The following is a 17,562-nucleotide window of genomic DNA, read 5'->3' as shown; positions in this document are numbered from 1 at the left end:
CGGGTTCTCCGCCGATTTGTTCAGTGCACACCGGCCATATGTCGGCTCACCCATGGTGTGAGTGCGACGACGATCGAACCGGCACAGATCGCCACTGCTCCGGTGATGCCGAAGTAAGCGAATTCGTGTTCCGCGTCATAGAACCGAGCCAAGGTACCGGACATCGATGTGCCGATGCCAACAGAGAAGAAGTACAGGGCCATCATCTGCGCGCGAAACGCCGCGGGGGCGAGCTGGGTGGTCACCGAGAGGCCGATCGGTGAGAGCAGCAGCTCCGAAACCGCGAAAGCACCCATGATGAGCAGCACCGCAAGTGCCGGGACGGATTTTCCGCTACCGCCCGAGAACAGCACGAACAACCAGAACGCCAGGCCCATGCCGATGACGCCGAGGGCGAATTTGCGCGGTGTGCTCGGCGCGCGATTGCCGAGTTTGGTCCACATCAGCGCGAACAGCGGCGACAGGCAGATGATCCACACCGGCTCAACCGAGCCGATCCAGTTCGACGGCGGGGTCCAGCCGAAGATGCGCCAGTTCATCCGCTCGTCGGAGTAGACCGCGAGGACGGTGAAGATCTGCTGGAACAGCGACCAGAAGACCGCGTTCGCGATGAACAGCGGAATGAACGCGCGAACCCGACTGCGCTCGATCGGCGTCACCCTGGCGCTGGTCAGCATGATCACGAAGTAGGCGAGCGCGGCCGCGATGATGACACCGGTGGTGACCTCGGAGAGGTTGTCCAGCGTCACCAGCCCGCTGACCAGCGCCAGCGCGATCACGATGGCCGCACCGGCCACGATTCCGGCGACCGGCCCGACGGCACTGCGCGGCAGCGGATTGGGCACATGCCGACCCGCGGTGCCGAGGTTGCGCCGAAACACCACGTACTGAGTGAGCCCGACCGCCATACCGACCGCGGCGGCGCCGAAGCCGTAGTGGAAGCCCCAATGCCGCTGCAGCAGACCGGTCAGCAGCGGTCCGGTGAACGCGCCGAGGTTGATGCCGAGATAGAACAGCGTGAATCCGCCGTCGAAGCGCGGATCACCCGGCCGGTAGAGGGTGCCGAGCAGCGAGGACGCATTGGCCTTCAGTCCGCCGCTGCCGAGGGCGACCAGGACCAGCCCGACCCCGACACCGGTCAGTCCCGGCAGGATCGCCAGCGCGATATGTCCGGCCATCACCACGACGCCGCCGTAGAAGACGGTGCGCTCCATGCCGATCAGCCGGTCGGCGACCCACCCACCGAGCACCGTGGACAGATACACCAGCCCGCCGTAGGCGCCGACGATCCCGACCCCGGTGCTCTGCGACAGACCGAGTCCACCTTCGGCTGTCGAGTAGTAGAGGTAGTACCCCAGGATGGTGAGCATCCCGTAGAACGAGAAGCGTTCCCAGAGCTCGACTCCGAAGAGGTTGGTCAACCCGATGGGGTGGCCGAACAGGGTCCGCTCCCTGATCGGTTGCTCCATCATTGCTGCTTCGGACATGCTGAGACCATCCCATATAGGCAGAGAATTTCCGGCATCCTGAACAAAGTTTCCCTGTTCATGCGCGATGCCACGCAACCCGCCCGTGCTGCAGGTCATAGCAAATCGCTGTCCGGCCAGAACTTCGTGGAAATACCCGACTGATTGGTCAGGCTAGCGAATTCTAGGCAATGTCGAATATTCGTCGGCACCCACCCGGTGACCTGGCTCGGCATCGACAACGCTCGACGAGAAGCCGCCGGAATTTCCCGGTAGAGTGCGCCTCGCTGGACGGGGAACCCTCGTTTGTTGGCTGGACGGGGGAACCTGATGAAGTATTCGAGCGCGCAGGCCGCACTGTTCCTCGCCGTGATCGTCGCACTGGTATCGCTGCTCGGCACCGGATGCGCGCCGGTATCCGCGGTGGACGGCGAGCAATCCGATCTCATCGTCGGATCGGCGCAGGAGCCCCCGCTCACGGCCAATACCCTGCACGCCGATCTGCGGCTGGCACCGTTGCAGTGCGAGTTGCCACCGGTCGAGATGAGTGCGTCCGGCCAGCGACAGTTCGTGCAGACCATGCTGGACTGCCTTGCCAAGGTGTGGGACTCGCCGCTGCGCTCCGCCGGTATGTCCGTCGCACCGCTGGAACTCGTCGTGGTGGACAGCGTGATATCCGGCTGCTCGAAACAGGTCCGGCCGACCGATGCCGCGTTCTACTGCGGTGGCAGTGTGTACTGGCCCGCCGACGATCCGATCCATCAGGGCTGGGGTTCGCTGCTCGAGCACTATCTGCTGTTCGTCGTGATGCACGAATACGGGCACCACCTGCAGTCCTCCACCGGCATCCTGCGCACGGCCGACCGGGATATCGATACCGCGGGCGAGCGGTCACCGGTCGGACTCGAACTCAGCCGACGCATCGAACTACAGGCCCAGTGCCTGGCCGGAGTGATGTTGGCGGCGGCGCAATCCGGCGGCATGTTGACGCCGAGCGCGGCCGACGAGCTGATCGATATCCAATCCGATGTCGCGGAGGATCCGGCCCATGGCACCGGCACGAACAGCAGGCGCTGGGTCGAAACCGGCTACCGCACCGCCTCGACCTCGTCGTGCAATACCTGGGCAGCAAGGCCGGACGAGGTGGAGTGATCGAATCCGATCGACCGCACGGGTCGCCGGTAGCGCCTCAGGCGATGGACATGGCGATGCCGTCGAGGATGTCGTGTTCGCTGACGATGAGGGCGGATATGTCGGCGCGGCGGGACAATTCGTAGGCGAGCACCTCGGTGATGACGGCGCCGCCGCCGATCACATCGACCCGGCCCGGATGCATGGGGCCGAGGGCGGCCCGCTCATCGTGGTTCATGCCGATCAGGCGGTCGCAGACGTCGCGGACCTGATCCAGGGTCAGGCTGGTGAGATGGACCCGCTCCGAATCGTATTCGGGCAGATCGAGGGCGACGGCGGCGAGCGTGGTCATAGTGCCCGCGACACCGACCCAGGTGTGCGCGCCGTCGACGGGCACCTTGTCGAAGGCCTCGGATAGTCGTTCGGTGGCGAATTCCCGTGCGGCGGAGACCTGTTCGGCGGTCGGCGGATTACCCGGCAGGCACCGCTCGGTAATGCGGACGCAGCCGATATCGGCGGAGAACGCGGCGCGCACACCGTCGCTATCGCCGACGACCAGTTCGGTGGAACCGCCCCCCAGATCGACGACGATGAAAGGTCCCGCGTTGCTGGCCAATTCGCCGACGGCGCCGGTGAAGGACAGCCGCGCCTCCTCGTCACCGGTGATCACCTCGGCCTCCGCACCCGGCACCACGGTGCCGAGCTCGGCACGGGCCATGGCGAAGAAGTCCTCGCGGTTCGCGGCATCGCGGGTGGCCGAGGTGGCAACCATGCGCACCCGGCTGACGCCCGCCTCCCGCATCATCGCGACATAGTCGGCGAGCGCGATCCTGGTGCGCTCGATGGCCTCCGGTGCGAGCGCACCGGTCGCGTCCACACCCTGGCCGAGCCGGACGATGCGCATCTCGCGGTGCACATCCGCCAGTCGGCCGTCGCCGAGCACATCGGCGATCAATAGTCGGATGGAATTGGTGCCGCAATCCACGGCCGCTACCCGGTCACTCATCTTCGCTCCGCTCGTTTCCGTGCCCGTCGGCTGGCGGGTGGGGCCGCTCGTACTTCGGCCAGTCGGCGGGAATCGCGGTGCCGCGCAAGCCATGATCGGCCGCCATAGCTACCGCTTCATCGCCGAACGGATTGACGCCGGGCCCCTTGGCCAGCGCGTGCGCGATCAACACATGCAAGCATTTCACCCGCTCCGGCATCCCGCCACCGGTGAAATCGGTGCCGAGCGACTCGATGGCATTGCGTTCGGCCAGATAGCTCTCGTGCGCGGCGCGGTAGGCGGCGGCCAATTCCGAGTCGGTGGCGAGGCGGTCGGTCATTTCCCGCATGACGCCAGCGGATTCCTGACGACTCGCCTCGGCGGTGAGCCGCGGATCGGTCAGGTAGTACAGGGTCGGGAAGGGGGTGCCGTCGGGCAGGCGCGGCGCGGTCTTGACCACCGCGGGCAGCCCGTCCGGGGTGCGGTAGGCGACGGCGAGCACGCCGCGCGGTGCGCGCCCGAGCTGCTCGGCAATGATCTCGAGATCGCGGTCGGTCGGTGCGGTCACCTCGGTCCTTCCGGTGCTGGAGTCGGCGCGGCAGGCGGTCCGGCCGGTGCGGCCGCGGGTAGCGCCGGGGCCTGCTGCGGTTGGGAGATACTGCGCCACAGCTCGGTGTACCAGGGCTCGGGCGCCTTCGACTGGGTCGGTGCGGCGGGTGGCGCGGGCGCCTCGATACCGGGCACCTGCACGATGTAGGGCGTCTCGCCCGGCATGACCAGCCGCAACCGGTCCCTGGCCTCGGAGCGGACGTAGGCCGGATCCTGTTGCTGGGCCCGGCGATCCCGCAACTTGGCGACATCTGCCTCGAGTTCGATGCGCTCCTGCGCGAGGTGCGCGGCCTCGGCGCGCTGGGTGAAGTAGGTGCGCAGCGGCACGGCCAGGGTCAGTGCCAGGGCGCACACCACAATGGCCAGGATGACCGCCTTACCGGTCGAGAGCCCGAGGATGGTGCGGTCGTGCTCGGCGACGCGCGGCTTTGTGCGCCGCGGCTCGGCCTTCTTCTCGGCGGGTTCGGAGCGCCTGCGGGTCGTCCGTTTCGGCGCGGCCGCCGGCGATTCGGCCGACGGGCGCGATCTGGCAGAGCGCGACGTGCGGCGGTTCCCACGTCCGGCCGGACTGGATCCACGCGCACGTCGCTCTGTCATACCGTCACCCTGTATCTACCTGTATCCGACTGCGGTGCTCCCGGGCCCTTGGTGGTTACGCAGGCTGATCGTTTCGAGCGACCTGCAAGCAGTCGCTACGGCTGATCGTTTCGAGCGACCTGCAAGCAGTCGCTACGGCTACCTCCGGGCCCGTGGCTCACACCGCGATCGACTAGCCCTCGAACGCGAACCGCGGGAACGCGACGTCACCCGCGTACCGTGCGGAATCGCCGAGCGCGTCCTCGATGCGCAGCAGCTGGTTGTACTTGGCGACACGCTCGCTGCGCGCCGGCGCACCGGTCTTGATCTGGCCGCTGCCCACCGCGACCGCGAGGTCGGCGATGGTGGTGTCCTCGGTCTCGCCGGACCGGTGGCTCATCATCGTCTTGTAGCCGTTGCGGTGCGCGAGTTCGACGGCGTCGAGGGTCTCGGTGAGCGTGCCGATCTGGTTGACCTTCACCAGCAGCGCATTGGCCGCGCCCTTGGTGATGCCCTCCTCCAGGCGCTCGGGGTTGGTAACGAACAGGTCGTCACCGACGAGCTGCACCTTCTCGCCGATCTGATCGGTCAGCGCGATCCAGCCGTCCCAGTCGTCCTCCGACAGCGGGTCCTCGATGGAGACCAGCGGGTAGGCGGCGAGAAGTTCGGCGTAGAACTGCGCCATATCGGCGGCCGAGCGCACGCTGCCCTCGAATTTGTAACCGGTGCCCGCGGTGTAGAACTCGGTCGCGGCGACATCGAGCGCGAGCGCGACATCGGTGCCCAGCTTCAGACCGGTCTTCGCGATGGCGACGCCGATCAGATCGAGGGCTTCCTTGGTGCCAGCGACGGACGGCGCGAAGCCACCCTCGTCACCGAGACCGGTGGACAGACCCTTGGCCTTCAGCACCGACTTGAGCGCGTGGTAGACCTCGGCGCCCCAGCGCAGCGATTCCTTGAAGGTCGGCGCGCCGATCGGGGCGACCATGAACTCCTGGACGTCGACGCCGCTGTCCGCGTGCGCACCACCGTTGAGGATGTTCATCATCGGCACCGGAAGCACATGCGCGTTCGGGCCACCCAGGTAGCGGAACAGCTCGAGGCCCGAGGATTCGGCGGCGGCGCGGGCCACGGCGAGCGAGACGCCGAGCAGGGCATTGGCGCCGAGTCGGGACTTGTCCGGGGTGCCGTCCAGATCCAGCAGGACCTGGTCGACGGTGCGCTGCTCGACCGCGTCGAGTCCGATGACGGCGGGCGCGATCTCATCGAGGACACCCTCGACGGCCTTGCGCACACCCTTACCGCCGTAGCGCTCACCGCCGTCGCGCAGTTCGACGGCCTCGTGCTCGCCGGTGGAGGCGCCCGAAGGCACGGCAGCCCGGGTCAGGGTGCCGTCGTCGAGGGCGATCTCGACCTCGACGGTGGGGTTTCCACGAGAATCCAGGATCTCGCGAGCTCCGACCTGTTCGATGATGGCCACGAAAACGACACTCCTTCGGCTGCTGGCACGGTAGGTCTGACGGGAAGGGCCGTGCGTCTGCGAGCCTAGCGCCCTCGCGCACTGTGCAGTAACCGGCACTCCGACGAATCCCGTCATATCGTCGCGGAAATCGCCCGTCGTTTCGTCCAATGGGTGATCATGTCGTCCAATGGGTGATCATGCCCGGCGTCCGACGCTGTACGCGGCGGCGCGATCGCGGACCGTCCGCAGATACACATTGGATTGGTTGTAGGTCAATAGCGCTTGCTGCCAGCCGCGCTCGGAGGTCAGGTCGCCGCCGCTCGCGCACAGGTATCGGGCCGCGGTGAGGGCGGCGTCATCGATATTCTGCGGGTCGGCAATGCCGTCACCGTTGGCGTCGACACCCCAGCGCTTCCAGGTCTCCGGAATGAATTGCAGTGGGCCGAGGGCCCGGTCGTAGTCCGGATCGCCGTCGAGCTTGCCGCCATCGGTGTCCGGGACCAGGGCCACACCCGGCGAACCGTTCAGCGGGATGCCGATGATCGGCGGGCGCACGGTGCCGTCGGCATCGACCCCCGAACCGCGATGGCTGCCGTGTTTGCTCTCCACGCTGGCGATCCCCGCAATGGTGGTCCATGCGATCCCGCAATCGGGCCGGGATCTGCCCATAATCGCCGCGGCATAGCCGTAGGCCTCCAGCGCGACGCTCGGAATGCCGAGTTTGTCGGATTGCTCCTCGGCCCAGTCGCGCAATTGCACGGCGGTGCGGCCGGGGGCGTCCAGGTCGATCACCGGCAGCGGTGTGCCTGGACCGGGCGGGATGCCCTCGGGAATGGGCGGCAGCGTGCGTTCGGTGCCGCAACCGGCGAGCACGAGGGTCACCATTGCGGCGGCCAGTACGCCGGTCAGCTTCGCGAGCACCCCTCCATCATCCAGATCCCAACGACCACACCCGCGGTACGCGCATCGCGGCCAGCCGAGCGCCATATTGCCTCCCCCTCCGATGGCGCATGCCCCAGCCGTCACGCGCTCCGTGATCCGAGAGTACCGAGCAAACCGCCGTTGGAGCGGTCGCGAAAAGTCCTCGCATACCTAATGTGCATCACGCATATGCTGTGCCGCGGTCGGCGGCTAACCGAGAAGTTCACGGGTCGCGGGATGCGCCGGGGTGGTGAGCACCGTTGTCGCCGAGCCGGATTCGACGATGCGGCCGTGGTCGAGGACGATGACATGCGAGCAGTGGCCGGTGATCAGGGCCATGTCGTGGGTGATGACGAGTAGGCCGGTGCGGTGTTCGACGCGGATACGGTCCAGCAGCGTCATGATGGCGACGGCGGTGTCGTGGTCAAGGGCGGAAGTGATCTCATCGCAGACCAGCACCGCCGGATCGGCCGCGAGCGCCCTGGCCAGGGCAACACGCTGACGCTGACCGCCGGAGAGTTCATGGGGATAGCGGGTCGCCAATTCCGGCGCGAGTTCGACCGAGTCCAACAGATCGATAACACGTTGCGCCAGTGATCGTTTCGGTACCTTGCCGATACGGCGCAGTGGGCGGCCGAGCGTCTCGGCGACGGTTCGGCGTGGATTCAGCGCGGACCGCGGATTCTGAGTGACCAGCTGAATGCCATTGCGGCCGTGACGTGTTCGTCGGCGCGAACCGACCGGAATCGGCGCACCGGCAAGCTCCAGTGAGCCGGTCGCCGCGTGGTGCAGACCGGCGATCACCCGCGCGAGAGTGGTCTTGCCCGCCCCGGAAGCCCCGGCAACCGCCAGCGCCGAGCCGCCGGACAGGACGAGATCGATACCCGCCAGCACCTGCTGCCCGTCGATCGATGCGCCGATATCCCGTGCGCGCAGCAGGGGTTCCGGACTATCTCCGGAGCGCAGTATCACCGCATCCTGCGCATCCGGGTCGGGCCGCTCGAGCACTTCGACAGCGCCCGACCGAACCACTGCGACGTCAGATCCGGCCGATGCCACGAACTCGGACTCCGCCTTCGTGTCACACATCGGATACCGCTGCGCCGCCGCGTCCACCTGGCTCGGCGAGCCAGCTGGCTTGTGCACCGCAGTCGCATCGATCACCGCGTCGCCGATCCCCTCCGCAAGATCGGCGGGCAGGTCCAGCCAGGTATCGAGCACCGGGGGTCGTGCCACCGACAGCTCGACACGATCGGTCGACGAAGCGCTGATCCCATTCGGCTGCAGCGAGTTCGACGCTACCGAACGGATCGGACCAGCAACGTTGCCGATGCTGGTCGCGCCGAGTTCGACCACGTTATCGGCGATGGCGTGAATGGTCGCCGTGTCATGTCCGGAGAGCAGGATGGCCGCTGCGCGCTCGGCGGCGATATCGGTCAGCAGGCGAGCGATTTCGGTGCGCAGGGCGCCGTGCAGACCGGCGAGCGGTTCGTCGAGGATGAGTATTCCGGTATTGCGGACCAGGGCACGGGCGAGCGCGACTCGGCGCTGCTGACCGCCGGAGAGTTCGCCGGGGCGGCGGCGCAGGTGTTCGGCGGACAGGCCGACCAGTTCCAGGGTTTCGGATACGGCTGCCTTTGCATGGCTCACCTCATCGAGCAGGGTGCGCACCCGCATCAACGGATTGAGTGCCGAACCGGGATCCTGTCCGACATAGGCAACATTGGTACGCCGGAATCGTTGCAGTGCAGCGGGATTCAGCGCGAACACATCAAGCCCCGCGACCGTGGCCGAACCCGCGCAGCGGATGGCTCCCGTCGGTAGGTGCCCGAGCAGGGCGCGCATCAATGTGGTCTTGCCCGATCCGGAGGGACCCGTCAGTGCGGTGACCGAGCCCGCGGCGATACGGAATGTGGTGGGCCCGAACAACTCCTGACCATTCGAACCGCGCACCGTCAGCGCGTCGACGACGACCGGGTCACTCATTCTCCTCCCTCCAGCACATCGGAGATGGCGTCTGCCCTGCGCGCACGCCGCGTAGCCCAGCGCCGAGACGCGCCCGGCCCGCGGTGCTCGAAGCTCGTGACCGCGACATTCACGCTCACCGCGACCACCGCGATCGCCAGGCTCGGGGTCAGCACCGACCAGGGGTTGAGCAGCATGCCGGAGGCGTTCTCGCGCACCATGACGGCCCAGTTGCTCGCGCCGAGCGTGGTCGGCAATTGCAGAAATGAAGCGGTGCTGACCACATAAACGCCCTCGACAAAGCGCAGGCCGAGTTGAGCGGCCAGCACTTCGCGCAGATTCGGGATCACCTCGCGAAACACCAAATGCGGCAGTGTTTCGCCGCTGGCCTGGGCGACTTCGACATAACCGCTGGCGGCCACGCCAGCCGCGGCGGCCGCGAAAACCCTTGCGCAGTACGGGGTGCCGAAGAGCAGGGCCACCGCGATCAGGCCGTACACACCCGCGTCCGGCCAAGACGTGAGCACCAGCAGGATGCCGAGGACGGCCGGGAGCAGGATCGCGAAGTCGGCGGCACCTTCGATCACCGCGCCGACCCGAGGACGCAGCGCCGCGATGGTGCCGAGCACGCAGGCCAGTGCCGTCACCGCGACCGCGATCACCGCGGCCAGCAATAGCAGACCCCAACCGCCATAAAGCAATTGGGTGAGCACATCGCGTCCGATCCGATCCGTTCCCAACGGGGCATCTGCACCTGGCCGGGCGAACGGAATGCCGACCGCCTGCGCAGCGGGCCGAGTCGCCAGGGTCGGCCCGAGCGCAGCGGCAACCACCACGAGCAGCGCGGGCACCACGGTGAGCAGCCGAATTTTCGTCATATCCGACCTCGCAATGCCCAAGCCCGAATACCATCCGCCGCCGCCAACATCGCCATAATGACCACGCCGGTCAGCGCGACCACCGCGGCGATCAGCGAGGAGTCCCGATCGGCCACCGAACTCGCCAGCACCGCACCGAGTCCCGGATAGTTGAAGATGGTCTCGACCACCAGCGCACCACCGAGCAGCATGCCGACCGTGGTCGCGAAACTCGCCACGATGGTCGGCAGGGCGAACGGCAGTACATGCCTGGTCAAGACCGTTGTTGTCGAAAGTCCGTCCAGTACAGCACTTTCCACATGCGGTGCCCGAGCCGCGTCCAGCAGTGCCGCGCGCACCACCCGGGTGTTCCAGCCGATCTGCGGTATCGCCAGCGCGAGCACCGGCAGCACCAACATGTCGGGGCTGGCCGGAAAGCCCGAGCGACCGGTGATGGTGACGGCGGGCAGCCATCCAGCGCCCAACGAGAACACCAGGATCAGCAATGTCGCGATGACGAACTCCGGAATCGCCGCTGCCGCAGTGGTAGTCGGTTGCAGGAACCGGGCCGAGGCACCCCGCCGGGCCGCCCACCAGCTGCCGAGCAACAGCGATGCCAGCACCGTTACCAGGAGGGCGAGTCCACCGAGCAGCAGCGTCGGCGGGAACTTATCGGCCAGTAGCTCATTGATAGATCGCCCGCGCGCCGTCCGGCCGAAATCGCCGGTCGCCACGCCGGATAGCCACTCGACGAAGCGCACGGGCAGCGGACGATCCAATCCCAGTTCGTGTTCCTTCGCCGCGATCCGCTCCGCGGTGGCGTCGCGGCCGAGCACAGCGCTGGCCGAACTTCCCGGCAGCAGGTCGACGGCCACGAACACCGTCGCCAGCAGCGCGATCAGCAGGATGACGCGCCGGATGAGGAGTCGGGCCAACGACATCACTGCGCGAGCCAGGCCCGTTCCAACTGCACCCTGGCGAAGCCGCCGAGCGTCGGCACATCGCGCACCCGGGACGCGGCGATATCGATACCGTCGGCCATGCCCCAGACCAGATAGCCGCCGCGCGCGTATTCGATCCGCTGCACCTCGCGACAAGCCGTCGCGTACTCCGAATCACCGGGCGCGGCCAGGGCTTTGGTGGTGGCAGCGTCGAATTCGGCATCCTTGAAACCGGTTTCGTTGCGATCGGAGCCCGAGGACATCAGCTTGTTCGCGAAGAACAGCGCGGAATCATTGGTGCCCCAGGAGACCGTGTACAGCGGCGCCTTCAACCAGGTCTCGTCGTAGAAGGTGTTCGGCTCCTGGGTCACGACCTCGAGGCGCAGTCCGATATCGGCCAACTGCGTGGCGATCACCTTCGCCGATTCGACCTCACCCGGCGCCTCGGCCTTGGTGCGCAGCTGGTAGCCGCGACCGGTATCGAACCCGGCATCGCGCAGCAGTGTCTTCGCCCGCTCCACATCGCGGGTCCGCTGCGCAACGGTGTTGTCGTACAACGGATCCCCGGTGCCGAGGATGTCGTTGGCGATCGTGCCGTAACCCGAATGCACCTGATCGACCAGGGCCTTCCGATCGACCCCCAACCGAATTGCCTCGCGCACCCGAGCATCGGCGAACGGCCCGTCGGAGGTCCGCATCGCGACCCCGACCATGGTGTCGTTCGGCCGCCGGACCACCCGCAGATCGCCGCGCCCATCGGCGGTACGTCCCGCGATCGCACCGACATTGGACGCCAGATCGATCTGCCCGCCGAGCACCGCATTCCCCAGTGACGTCACGCTGTCGAACATGGTGACCTCGATGGCATCCAGCAGCGGTGCCGGACCGTGCCAGCGGTCATTGCGCACCAGCCGGGCATTGCCACTCTGATAGGACTCCAACCGGAACGGACCGGTGCCGATGGCCCTGGTGAAATCGGTGGTGTCTTTCTTGACGGTGAAGGTCATCAGCCGAACCAGCAGCGGCAGTTGGGAATTCGACTCGGGCAGCGCGATCACGACCCGGTTCGGGCCGTCGGCGGTGATGTCCGCCACGGCGGCAGGCATTTTCGACGCACCGCCCACGGTGCGCAGCCTGCGCAGCGACCACACGACATCCTCGGAGGTCACCGGGGATCCGTCATGGAAGGTCGCACCGTCGGCAATGCTGAAGCTCCAGCGGCGGCGCTGCGCATCGGATTCCCACCGGTTGGAAAGGCGCGCAGCAACATTCGGGTCCGCGCCCGGTACCGTGAGCGCGTCGTACACCAGCGAGGTGATAAGGAAGTCGCTGTCATTGCTGAGATTCGCGTGCGGATCGCGTTCGATGCGCGCCGCGCTGCCGAGCGCACCGACCCGCAGGGTGCCACCGCGACGCGCGGGCCCACTGGAATCGCCGCCGTCCGAGCACGCGGCAGCCAACAGCACCGCGCCGACGCCCAGTCCCGATCGCAGGAGTTGTCGTCGATTCCATTCCATGGTGCCGCCCTCCTCGAGCATTCGAGTTACCGCGCGATCGCAAAACCGTAGCCAATCGAGCTAGGACAGGCTAGCCTAAGAGCGTTCCGGTCGTTGGACTTTGCTCCGCCGCAAGACTCGGGCACCACCCCGAGAACGATGCCGCAAATTAGCTACACCCAGCAACGCCGAGTCTTAACCTCAGTCATGCGCGCTTGCTATTTCTCGCGACTCGCTTAGGTAAGGCTTGCTTAAGTCATCCAGAGGCGCTAGCTTCGCAGATCGAATCGTCACAACCCCACTTTTCGACCGATGCGAAGAAGGGATTCCTGGTGAAAGGCGTTCTCTCCGAACGTAAGACGCTTCACCCACTGGAAATCGAACGCCGCGAGCTACCGACCGCCGCCGGATACGCGGTACGCGCGCTCGCCCGTGAGATATGTATCACAATCGACTCCCGGCCCGATGGCGCGGCCGATACCGCGCGCACGCTGACCGATCCGGCATTGCTCGAGCAAATCGATGCCCGTGTTGGCGAGTTGCCCGATGCGGTGCGCGTCGCCATGCGCCCGCCCGCCACCGCCGCGGGTGCCACCATCGTCGGCACACTGCCTTTGACCGATGCCGAATTCGGCCCGACACCGCCGAGTTGGGTCGAGGCGGCCCGCTGGAGCGGTGACGCCGAACGTCGCGCGAGCTCATTCGAACTCGATGTCGTCATGCTGCTGCTCGCCCGCAGCGCGGGTGAACCGTTCGGCTGGCAGGGCCAGCAGGGCGGACGTCTGGTCAACAACATCGTGCCCTCCCCCGGCCATGAGCACGAACAGTCGGGTGCGAGCAGTAGAACCCTGCTCAGCCCGCATACCGAGGACGCATTCCACCCGGACCGGGCCAATCTGCTGATGCTGGCGTGCCTGCGCAACCCGGACCATGTCGGCACCACCGTCTCCTCGGTGCGCCGGACCGAACTCTCCGACGACGAGCGCCGACTGCTACGCGCGCCGACGCTGCCGATCCTGCCCGACGTCTCCTACGGCACCGGCCACGAGAGCTATCGCGCCATCCCGCTGCCGACCCTGTGGGGCACCGAATCCGACGGCGACACAGCGGATTTGACGCTGCGCTACGATCCGGCATACACCCCGCTCGATGATGCCGACGCGGAATTCCGGCTGGCCTACGCGCGCCTCACCGCGGAACTCGAGCGCGTTTGCGCAACCGCCGCGCTCGCCCCTGGCGAACTCCTGTTGGTGGACAATGACGTCGCGGTACACGGTCGGGTACCGTTCACCGCGCGCTACGACGGCACCGACCGCTGGCTCAAGCGCGTCAATATCCGCCTGCCAGAACGACAACGGCGAGCCGCCGAGGCCGACGAAGATGGTTATGGGCAACGGATCGTCGCCCCGTTCCGCGCGGTGAGCAACCCGCCCGCGAGCGCTGGTATACCGGCCCGGGCCACCGCCCGGACCGCAGTGAGGCTGGATACGACAGAACATGATCGAGGAACCGTTGAGCACTCGTGACCGGAGCACACCACTGCGCGTGCTGAGCCGCAGCGATCTCGCGGACGTACCTATCACGCCCGCCGATGTGGTGCGCGCGGTGGAGGAGGCGTATCTCGCCTTCGCCGCGGGCGATTCGGATAATCCGCGCAAACTCAGCGTGGCGAATCCGGACGGCTGGTCGGTGGCCTACGCCATGCTCGGGCGCGATGGTCGCCGCCGCGTGGTCGCGATGAAGACCTCCTACAAATTCGATCCCGGCCACGATCGCAGCACCAAGCGCTACTACACGACCATCACGCTCTACGACGACACCACCGGCGCACCGATCGCGATGATGGACTGCGCCAGGGTCGGTGCGCTGCGCACTCCGGCGGTCTCGGCGCTGCTCGTGCGCGAGACCGCACGCCGCGGTGCGGAGAGCGTGCTGCTGATCGGCACCGGCACCCAGGGCCGAAATGCCTTGCCGCACTTGCTCGCCGCCAATCCGCAGCTGCGCAAGCTGATGCTCTACGGGACGCATCCGGAGGGCCTGGCGGCGGTGCGCGACCATCTCGCCGCATACAACCCGCACGTGCTGCTGGAGACCGTCGAGGATCCGCGCGCGGCCGCTGGCGCCGCCGATGTGGTGCTGGCCACCGCGGGGCCGGGCACCGAGGTCGCGATCGAATCCGAAGATCTCGCACCGGGATCGACCGTCGTACTCGTCGGCTACGGACTGGCGCCGTCCACCCTGGTCCACGCCGACCGCGTAGTCGCAACCAGCGCTCAGCAAATGGCGCTGACCGGGACCGATATGGTCGGCCCCGACGGCAGGCTGCGACCGGTCGATGCCGAGCTGCCGCAGATCCTCACCCGCCGCGCGATCGCCCGCCGCTCCGACGACGAACGGATCTTCGTCTACAACAGCGGATTGGTGCTCACCGATATCGCCGTCGCGCACGCACTCGCCGAACGGGCCATCGCCGAGGGACGCGGCACGGAGGTGCCCCTGTGGGACTAGATATCAGCGCGGTCGAGTTCGACAAGACGGTGCCCACCCTCGGCACCGCCGAACCCGACGGCACGCTGGCGTTCGACGACGGCTCGACCCGTGACAAGATCAAGCTGGGTGATCACCCTGCGGAGACAACCGGATCCGCTGACCCTGCGGTACTGGCGACGGTGCGGGCGCTGCTGAACATCTGCGCGACGCCGCTGCCCGCACACACCGACGACTGGGAGCGGCGGTTGCTCGCCGATCCGAATCTGCTGGGCGATATCGCCTTTGCAGTCGGCGGACCGTTCCATGTCATGTATCCCGCGCGAGTCGCGGCGAATATCAACGGATTCCGGCGGGCGTTCGAGCGCGCCGGGGTGGATGGCGCGATCTACTACGGCAAGAAGGCGAACAAGGCAGCCTGTGTCGCCCGCGCCTGCGCCGAAAATGGTGCGGGCGTGGATGTTTCGAGCATCGGCGAGCTGACGGCGGCGTTGGCGCAAGGTATTCGCGGCGACGAGCTGATGGTGACCGGGCCCGCCAAATCCGATGATCTGCTGTGGCTGGCGGTCCGGCACGGCGCATTGATCGCGATGGACAGTCTCGGCGAGCTCGAACGATTGGCCGCATTCACCACCCCGGCCGCGGCGGCCCGGGTACTGCTCCGGGTGCTGCCCGATGGATCGGTCAGCCGGTTCGGCATGACCGCCGACGAACTGGACCACGCGATCTCGATGATCGGCGCTTCCGGCACGATCGGTCACGAATCGATTCGCCTGCAGGGCTTCAGCTTCCATCTCTCCGGCTATGACGCGATCGCCCGCGCCGAACAGGCCGACGATCTGATCGCCCGCTGCATGGACGCGCGCACCCTCGGACATCCGGCCACCACCATCTCCATCGGTGGCGGATTCGGCGTCGACTATGTCGCGGCCACGGCCTGGTCCGAATTCACCGAATGCGCGAACCAGCGATGGTTCCACGCGGGCAAGTCCTTCGATTCGTACTACCCCTACCACTTTCCCGCGCCCGGCCCGGCCATGCTGACCGCGATACTCGAGCACGACGCATTGGCAGTGCGGTTGCGCGACAACGATATCCGGCTCGCCATCGAACCCGGCCGAGCACTGCTCGACCAGGCCGGATCCACGGTGTTCCGGGTACAGGGCAGCAAGACTCGCCACGCGGACGGGCACCCCTACCAACTGCTCACCGTGGACGGCACCAGTCTGAGCCTGTCCGAGCAGTGGTTCGACAGCGAGTACCTGCCCGATCCGACGCTGTGGCCGCCGCGCCCCGGCGAGCCCACTCCGACCTGCGTCGGCGCGGCCAGCTGTCTGGAATCGGACATGCTCAGCTGGCGGCGCATCCCGCTGCCACGGCGGGCCGAGGTCGGCGATCTGTTGATCTACCCGAATACCGCTGGCTACCAAATGGATTCGAATGAGTCGGCATTCCACGAACTGCCGATTCCGCCGAAGGTGGTCCTGCACGACACCGGCGATCGACTCCGCTGGACGCTCGACGCCGAATGATCCGGCACCCCTTGAACCCACACCCTTACGGCCCACGAACGAGGAGACCTCCATGCCGCTCGTCACGCGCGTGACGGATCTGATCGGCCGCACCCCGCTGTTCGAACTCGCGACCACCGCGACCGGCACCCGGCTGCTGCTCAAGCTCGAGCAGTTCAATCCGACGGGTGCGGCCAAGATCCGGATGGCGCGCGCGATGGTCGACGACGCCGAACGCCGGGGTTTGCTGAGCGTTGGCGGGCACATTATCGAGTCGACATCCGGAAACACCGGGCTCGGCCTCGCGGTAGTAGCTGCCGAACGTGGGTATCGCTTCACCGCGGTGGTCGATCACCACGCATGCAAGGACAAGCTGCGCGCGATGCGAGCAATGGGTGCGGAACTGGTATTTGTCGCCGATGAGGGCGACGACAATCTGGCCACCTCAGCCCGGGAGGACCTGGCCGAGGGGATGGCCGCCGCGCAGTCGGACGCCTACTTCACCGAACAGCACAACAATGACGCCAATGCGGTTGGCTACTACGCGGTCGCCGAGGAATTGCTGGAGGATGTGGACCGCGTCGATATCCTGCTCTCCGCGGTGGGCACCGGAGGTTCGCTGTTCGGTACCGCGACCCGGCTGCGCCAACTCGGCTGCACGCCGCGGGTGATCGGCGTGGAACCCGTCGGCTCGATCGCGTTCGGCGGGCCGGGCGGGCCCTACTGGCAGTCCGGCACCGGGACCCCGCCCGGTGCCACCATCGGCACCGCCGTCGACTATTCGCTGCTCGACGAGGGTGTCAAGGTTTCCGATATCGCGGCTTTCGCCACCGCCCGCGCCGTCGCGGCCGAACTCGGACTGATGATCGGCGGCTCCGCGGGCGGCTCCGTGCACGCCGCACTGACCCGTCTCGAAGACTTCCCGCCCGGCTCGACCGTGGTCACCCTCGTCTGCGACGGCGGCGAGAAGTACCTGGACACCGTCTTCGACGACGACTGGATGCGCGATCGCGACCTCCTCGACGCCGCCGCCGAACGCGAAGTGCGCGAGTTGCTCGACCGCTACGCTCCGGTCGCGCGCCAAGGGCAATTGGTCGAGGTGCAATGACGTACCCGCGCACCACACTCGGGTGCGGGGCCATCGAGACGGCACCG

Annotated in this window: 15 protein-coding genes; 5 read left to right on the top strand and 10 right to left on the bottom strand. The window is 67.1% G+C overall.

What is annotated here, in order from left to right:
* Positions 1–20: 20 nt before the first annotated feature.
* On the bottom strand, positions 21–1,487 hold the full coding sequence (locus ABZ293_RS01060; RefSeq protein ID WP_355176681.1) for a peptide MFS transporter: 1,467 nt from the start codon (positions 1,485–1,487) through the stop codon (positions 21–23).
* A gap of 309 nt (positions 1,488–1,796) precedes the next feature.
* Here ABZ293_RS01060 and ABZ293_RS01055 point away from each other — a divergent pair, with 309 nt between their 5' ends.
* Positions 1,797–2,618, top strand: a complete 822-nt coding sequence (locus ABZ293_RS01055; protein WP_355176680.1) for a neutral zinc metallopeptidase — start codon at positions 1,797–1,799, stop codon at positions 2,616–2,618.
* Between the two features lie 37 nt (positions 2,619–2,655).
* Here ABZ293_RS01055 and ABZ293_RS01050 read toward each other — a convergent pair whose 3' ends face one another.
* The 9 genes from ABZ293_RS01050 to ABZ293_RS01010 all read right to left on the bottom strand — a co-directional run bounded on the left by ABZ293_RS01050 (position 2,656) and on the right by ABZ293_RS01010 (position 12,430).
* Complete coding sequence (locus tag ABZ293_RS01050) at positions 2,656–3,603, bottom strand: Ppx/GppA phosphatase family protein (protein WP_355176679.1); 948 nt, start codon at positions 3,601–3,603, stop codon at positions 2,656–2,658.
* Entirely contained in the window at positions 3,596–4,150 is a 555-nt protein-coding gene (locus tag ABZ293_RS01045; protein ID WP_355176678.1) for a DUF501 domain-containing protein, read from the bottom strand. Before ABZ293_RS01045 ends, ABZ293_RS01050 begins: the two co-directional genes overlap by 8 nt.
* Positions 4,147–4,788 (bottom strand): septum formation initiator family protein, encoded by a 642-nt coding sequence (locus ABZ293_RS01040; RefSeq protein ID WP_355176677.1) that lies wholly within the window; start codon positions 4,786–4,788, stop codon positions 4,147–4,149. The genes ABZ293_RS01045 and ABZ293_RS01040 overlap by 4 nt, the downstream gene beginning before the upstream one ends.
* 172 nt (positions 4,789–4,960) lie before the next feature.
* Positions 4,961–6,247 carry a phosphopyruvate hydratase gene (gene eno, locus ABZ293_RS01035; protein ID WP_355176676.1) on the bottom strand — a complete coding sequence of 429 codons (1,287 nt, stop codon included), beginning with the start codon at positions 6,245–6,247 and terminating at the stop codon, positions 4,961–4,963.
* Between the two features lie 177 nt (positions 6,248–6,424).
* Positions 6,425–7,150 (bottom strand): lytic murein transglycosylase, encoded by a 726-nt coding sequence (locus ABZ293_RS01030; protein ID WP_355176675.1) that lies wholly within the window; start codon positions 7,148–7,150, stop codon positions 6,425–6,427.
* Positions 7,151–7,360: 210 nt separating this feature from the next.
* Positions 7,361–9,136 carry an ATP-binding cassette domain-containing protein gene (locus ABZ293_RS01025; RefSeq protein WP_355176674.1) on the bottom strand — a complete coding sequence of 592 codons (1,776 nt, stop codon included), beginning with the start codon at positions 9,134–9,136 and terminating at the stop codon, positions 7,361–7,363.
* Positions 9,133–9,993, bottom strand: coding sequence for an ABC transporter permease subunit (locus ABZ293_RS01020; protein WP_355176673.1), 861 nt, complete (start codon positions 9,991–9,993; stop codon positions 9,133–9,135). Before ABZ293_RS01020 ends, ABZ293_RS01025 begins: the two co-directional genes overlap by 4 nt.
* Positions 9,990–10,913 (bottom strand): ABC transporter permease, encoded by a 924-nt coding sequence (locus ABZ293_RS01015; protein WP_355177113.1) that lies wholly within the window; start codon positions 10,911–10,913, stop codon positions 9,990–9,992. The genes ABZ293_RS01020 and ABZ293_RS01015 overlap by 4 nt, the downstream gene beginning before the upstream one ends.
* Positions 10,913–12,430 carry an ABC transporter substrate-binding protein gene (locus tag ABZ293_RS01010; RefSeq protein ID WP_355176672.1) on the bottom strand — a complete coding sequence of 506 codons (1,518 nt, stop codon included), beginning with the start codon at positions 12,428–12,430 and terminating at the stop codon, positions 10,913–10,915. Before ABZ293_RS01010 ends, ABZ293_RS01015 begins: the two co-directional genes overlap by 1 nt.
* 311 nt (positions 12,431–12,741) lie before the next feature.
* Here ABZ293_RS01010 and ABZ293_RS01005 point away from each other — a divergent pair, with 311 nt between their 5' ends.
* Genes ABZ293_RS01005 through ABZ293_RS00990 form a run of 4 tightly spaced genes read left to right on the top strand, consistent with a single transcriptional unit; the run spans position 12,742 to position 17,515 of the window.
* Positions 12,742–13,935 carry a TauD/TfdA family dioxygenase gene (locus ABZ293_RS01005; protein WP_355176671.1) on the top strand — a complete coding sequence of 398 codons (1,194 nt, stop codon included), beginning with the start codon at positions 12,742–12,744 and terminating at the stop codon, positions 13,933–13,935.
* Positions 13,907–14,917 (top strand): ornithine cyclodeaminase family protein, encoded by a 1,011-nt coding sequence (locus ABZ293_RS01000; RefSeq protein ID WP_354951381.1) that lies wholly within the window; start codon positions 13,907–13,909, stop codon positions 14,915–14,917. Before ABZ293_RS01005 ends, ABZ293_RS01000 begins: the two co-directional genes overlap by 29 nt.
* Positions 14,908–16,428: a Y4yA family PLP-dependent enzyme gene (locus tag ABZ293_RS00995; RefSeq protein ID WP_355176670.1), complete on the top strand. Its 1,521-nt coding sequence runs from the start codon at positions 14,908–14,910 to the stop codon at positions 16,426–16,428. Before ABZ293_RS01000 ends, ABZ293_RS00995 begins: the two co-directional genes overlap by 10 nt.
* A 52-nt stretch (positions 16,429–16,480) precedes the next feature.
* Positions 16,481–17,515: a cysteine synthase family protein gene (locus tag ABZ293_RS00990; protein ID WP_355176669.1), complete on the top strand. Its 1,035-nt coding sequence runs from the start codon at positions 16,481–16,483 to the stop codon at positions 17,513–17,515.
* Positions 17,516–17,562 lie beyond the last annotated feature (47 nt).

Source organism: Nocardia sp. NPDC005998, assembly GCF_040614395.1.
Taxonomy (GTDB): Bacteria; Actinomycetota; Actinomycetes; order Mycobacteriales; family Mycobacteriaceae; genus Nocardia.
This window is presented reverse-complemented; position numbering and strand designations above follow the sequence as displayed.

Excerpts from the sequence above, each read along its gene's own strand:
- ABZ293_RS01060 (WP_355176681.1), bottom strand. The coding sequence starts at position 1,487 with ATGTCCGAAGCAGCAATGATGGAGCAACCGATCAGGGAGCGGACCCTG.
- ABZ293_RS01055 (WP_355176680.1), top strand. The coding sequence starts at position 1,797 with ATGAAGTATTCGAGCGCGCAGGCCGCACTGTTCCTCGCCGTGATCGTC.
- ABZ293_RS01050 (WP_355176679.1), bottom strand. The coding sequence starts at position 3,603 with ATGAGTGACCGGGTAGCGGCCGTGGATTGCGGCACCAATTCCATCCGA.
- ABZ293_RS01040 (WP_355176677.1), bottom strand. The coding sequence starts at position 4,788 with ATGACAGAGCGACGTGCGCGTGGATCCAGTCCGGCCGGACGTGGGAAC.
- ABZ293_RS01025 (WP_355176674.1), bottom strand. The coding sequence starts at position 9,136 with ATGAGTGACCCGGTCGTCGTCGACGCGCTGACGGTGCGCGGTTCGAAT.
- ABZ293_RS01020 (WP_355176673.1), bottom strand. The coding sequence starts at position 9,993 with ATGACGAAAATTCGGCTGCTCACCGTGGTGCCCGCGCTGCTCGTGGTG.
- ABZ293_RS01015 (WP_355177113.1), bottom strand. The coding sequence starts at position 10,913 with ATGTCGTTGGCCCGACTCCTCATCCGGCGCGTCATCCTGCTGATCGCG.
- ABZ293_RS01010 (WP_355176672.1), bottom strand. The coding sequence starts at position 12,430 with ATGGAATGGAATCGACGACAACTCCTGCGATCGGGACTGGGCGTCGGC.
- ABZ293_RS01000 (WP_354951381.1), top strand. The coding sequence starts at position 13,907 with ATGATCGAGGAACCGTTGAGCACTCGTGACCGGAGCACACCACTGCGC.
- ABZ293_RS00990 (WP_355176669.1), top strand. The coding sequence starts at position 16,481 with ATGCCGCTCGTCACGCGCGTGACGGATCTGATCGGCCGCACCCCGCTG.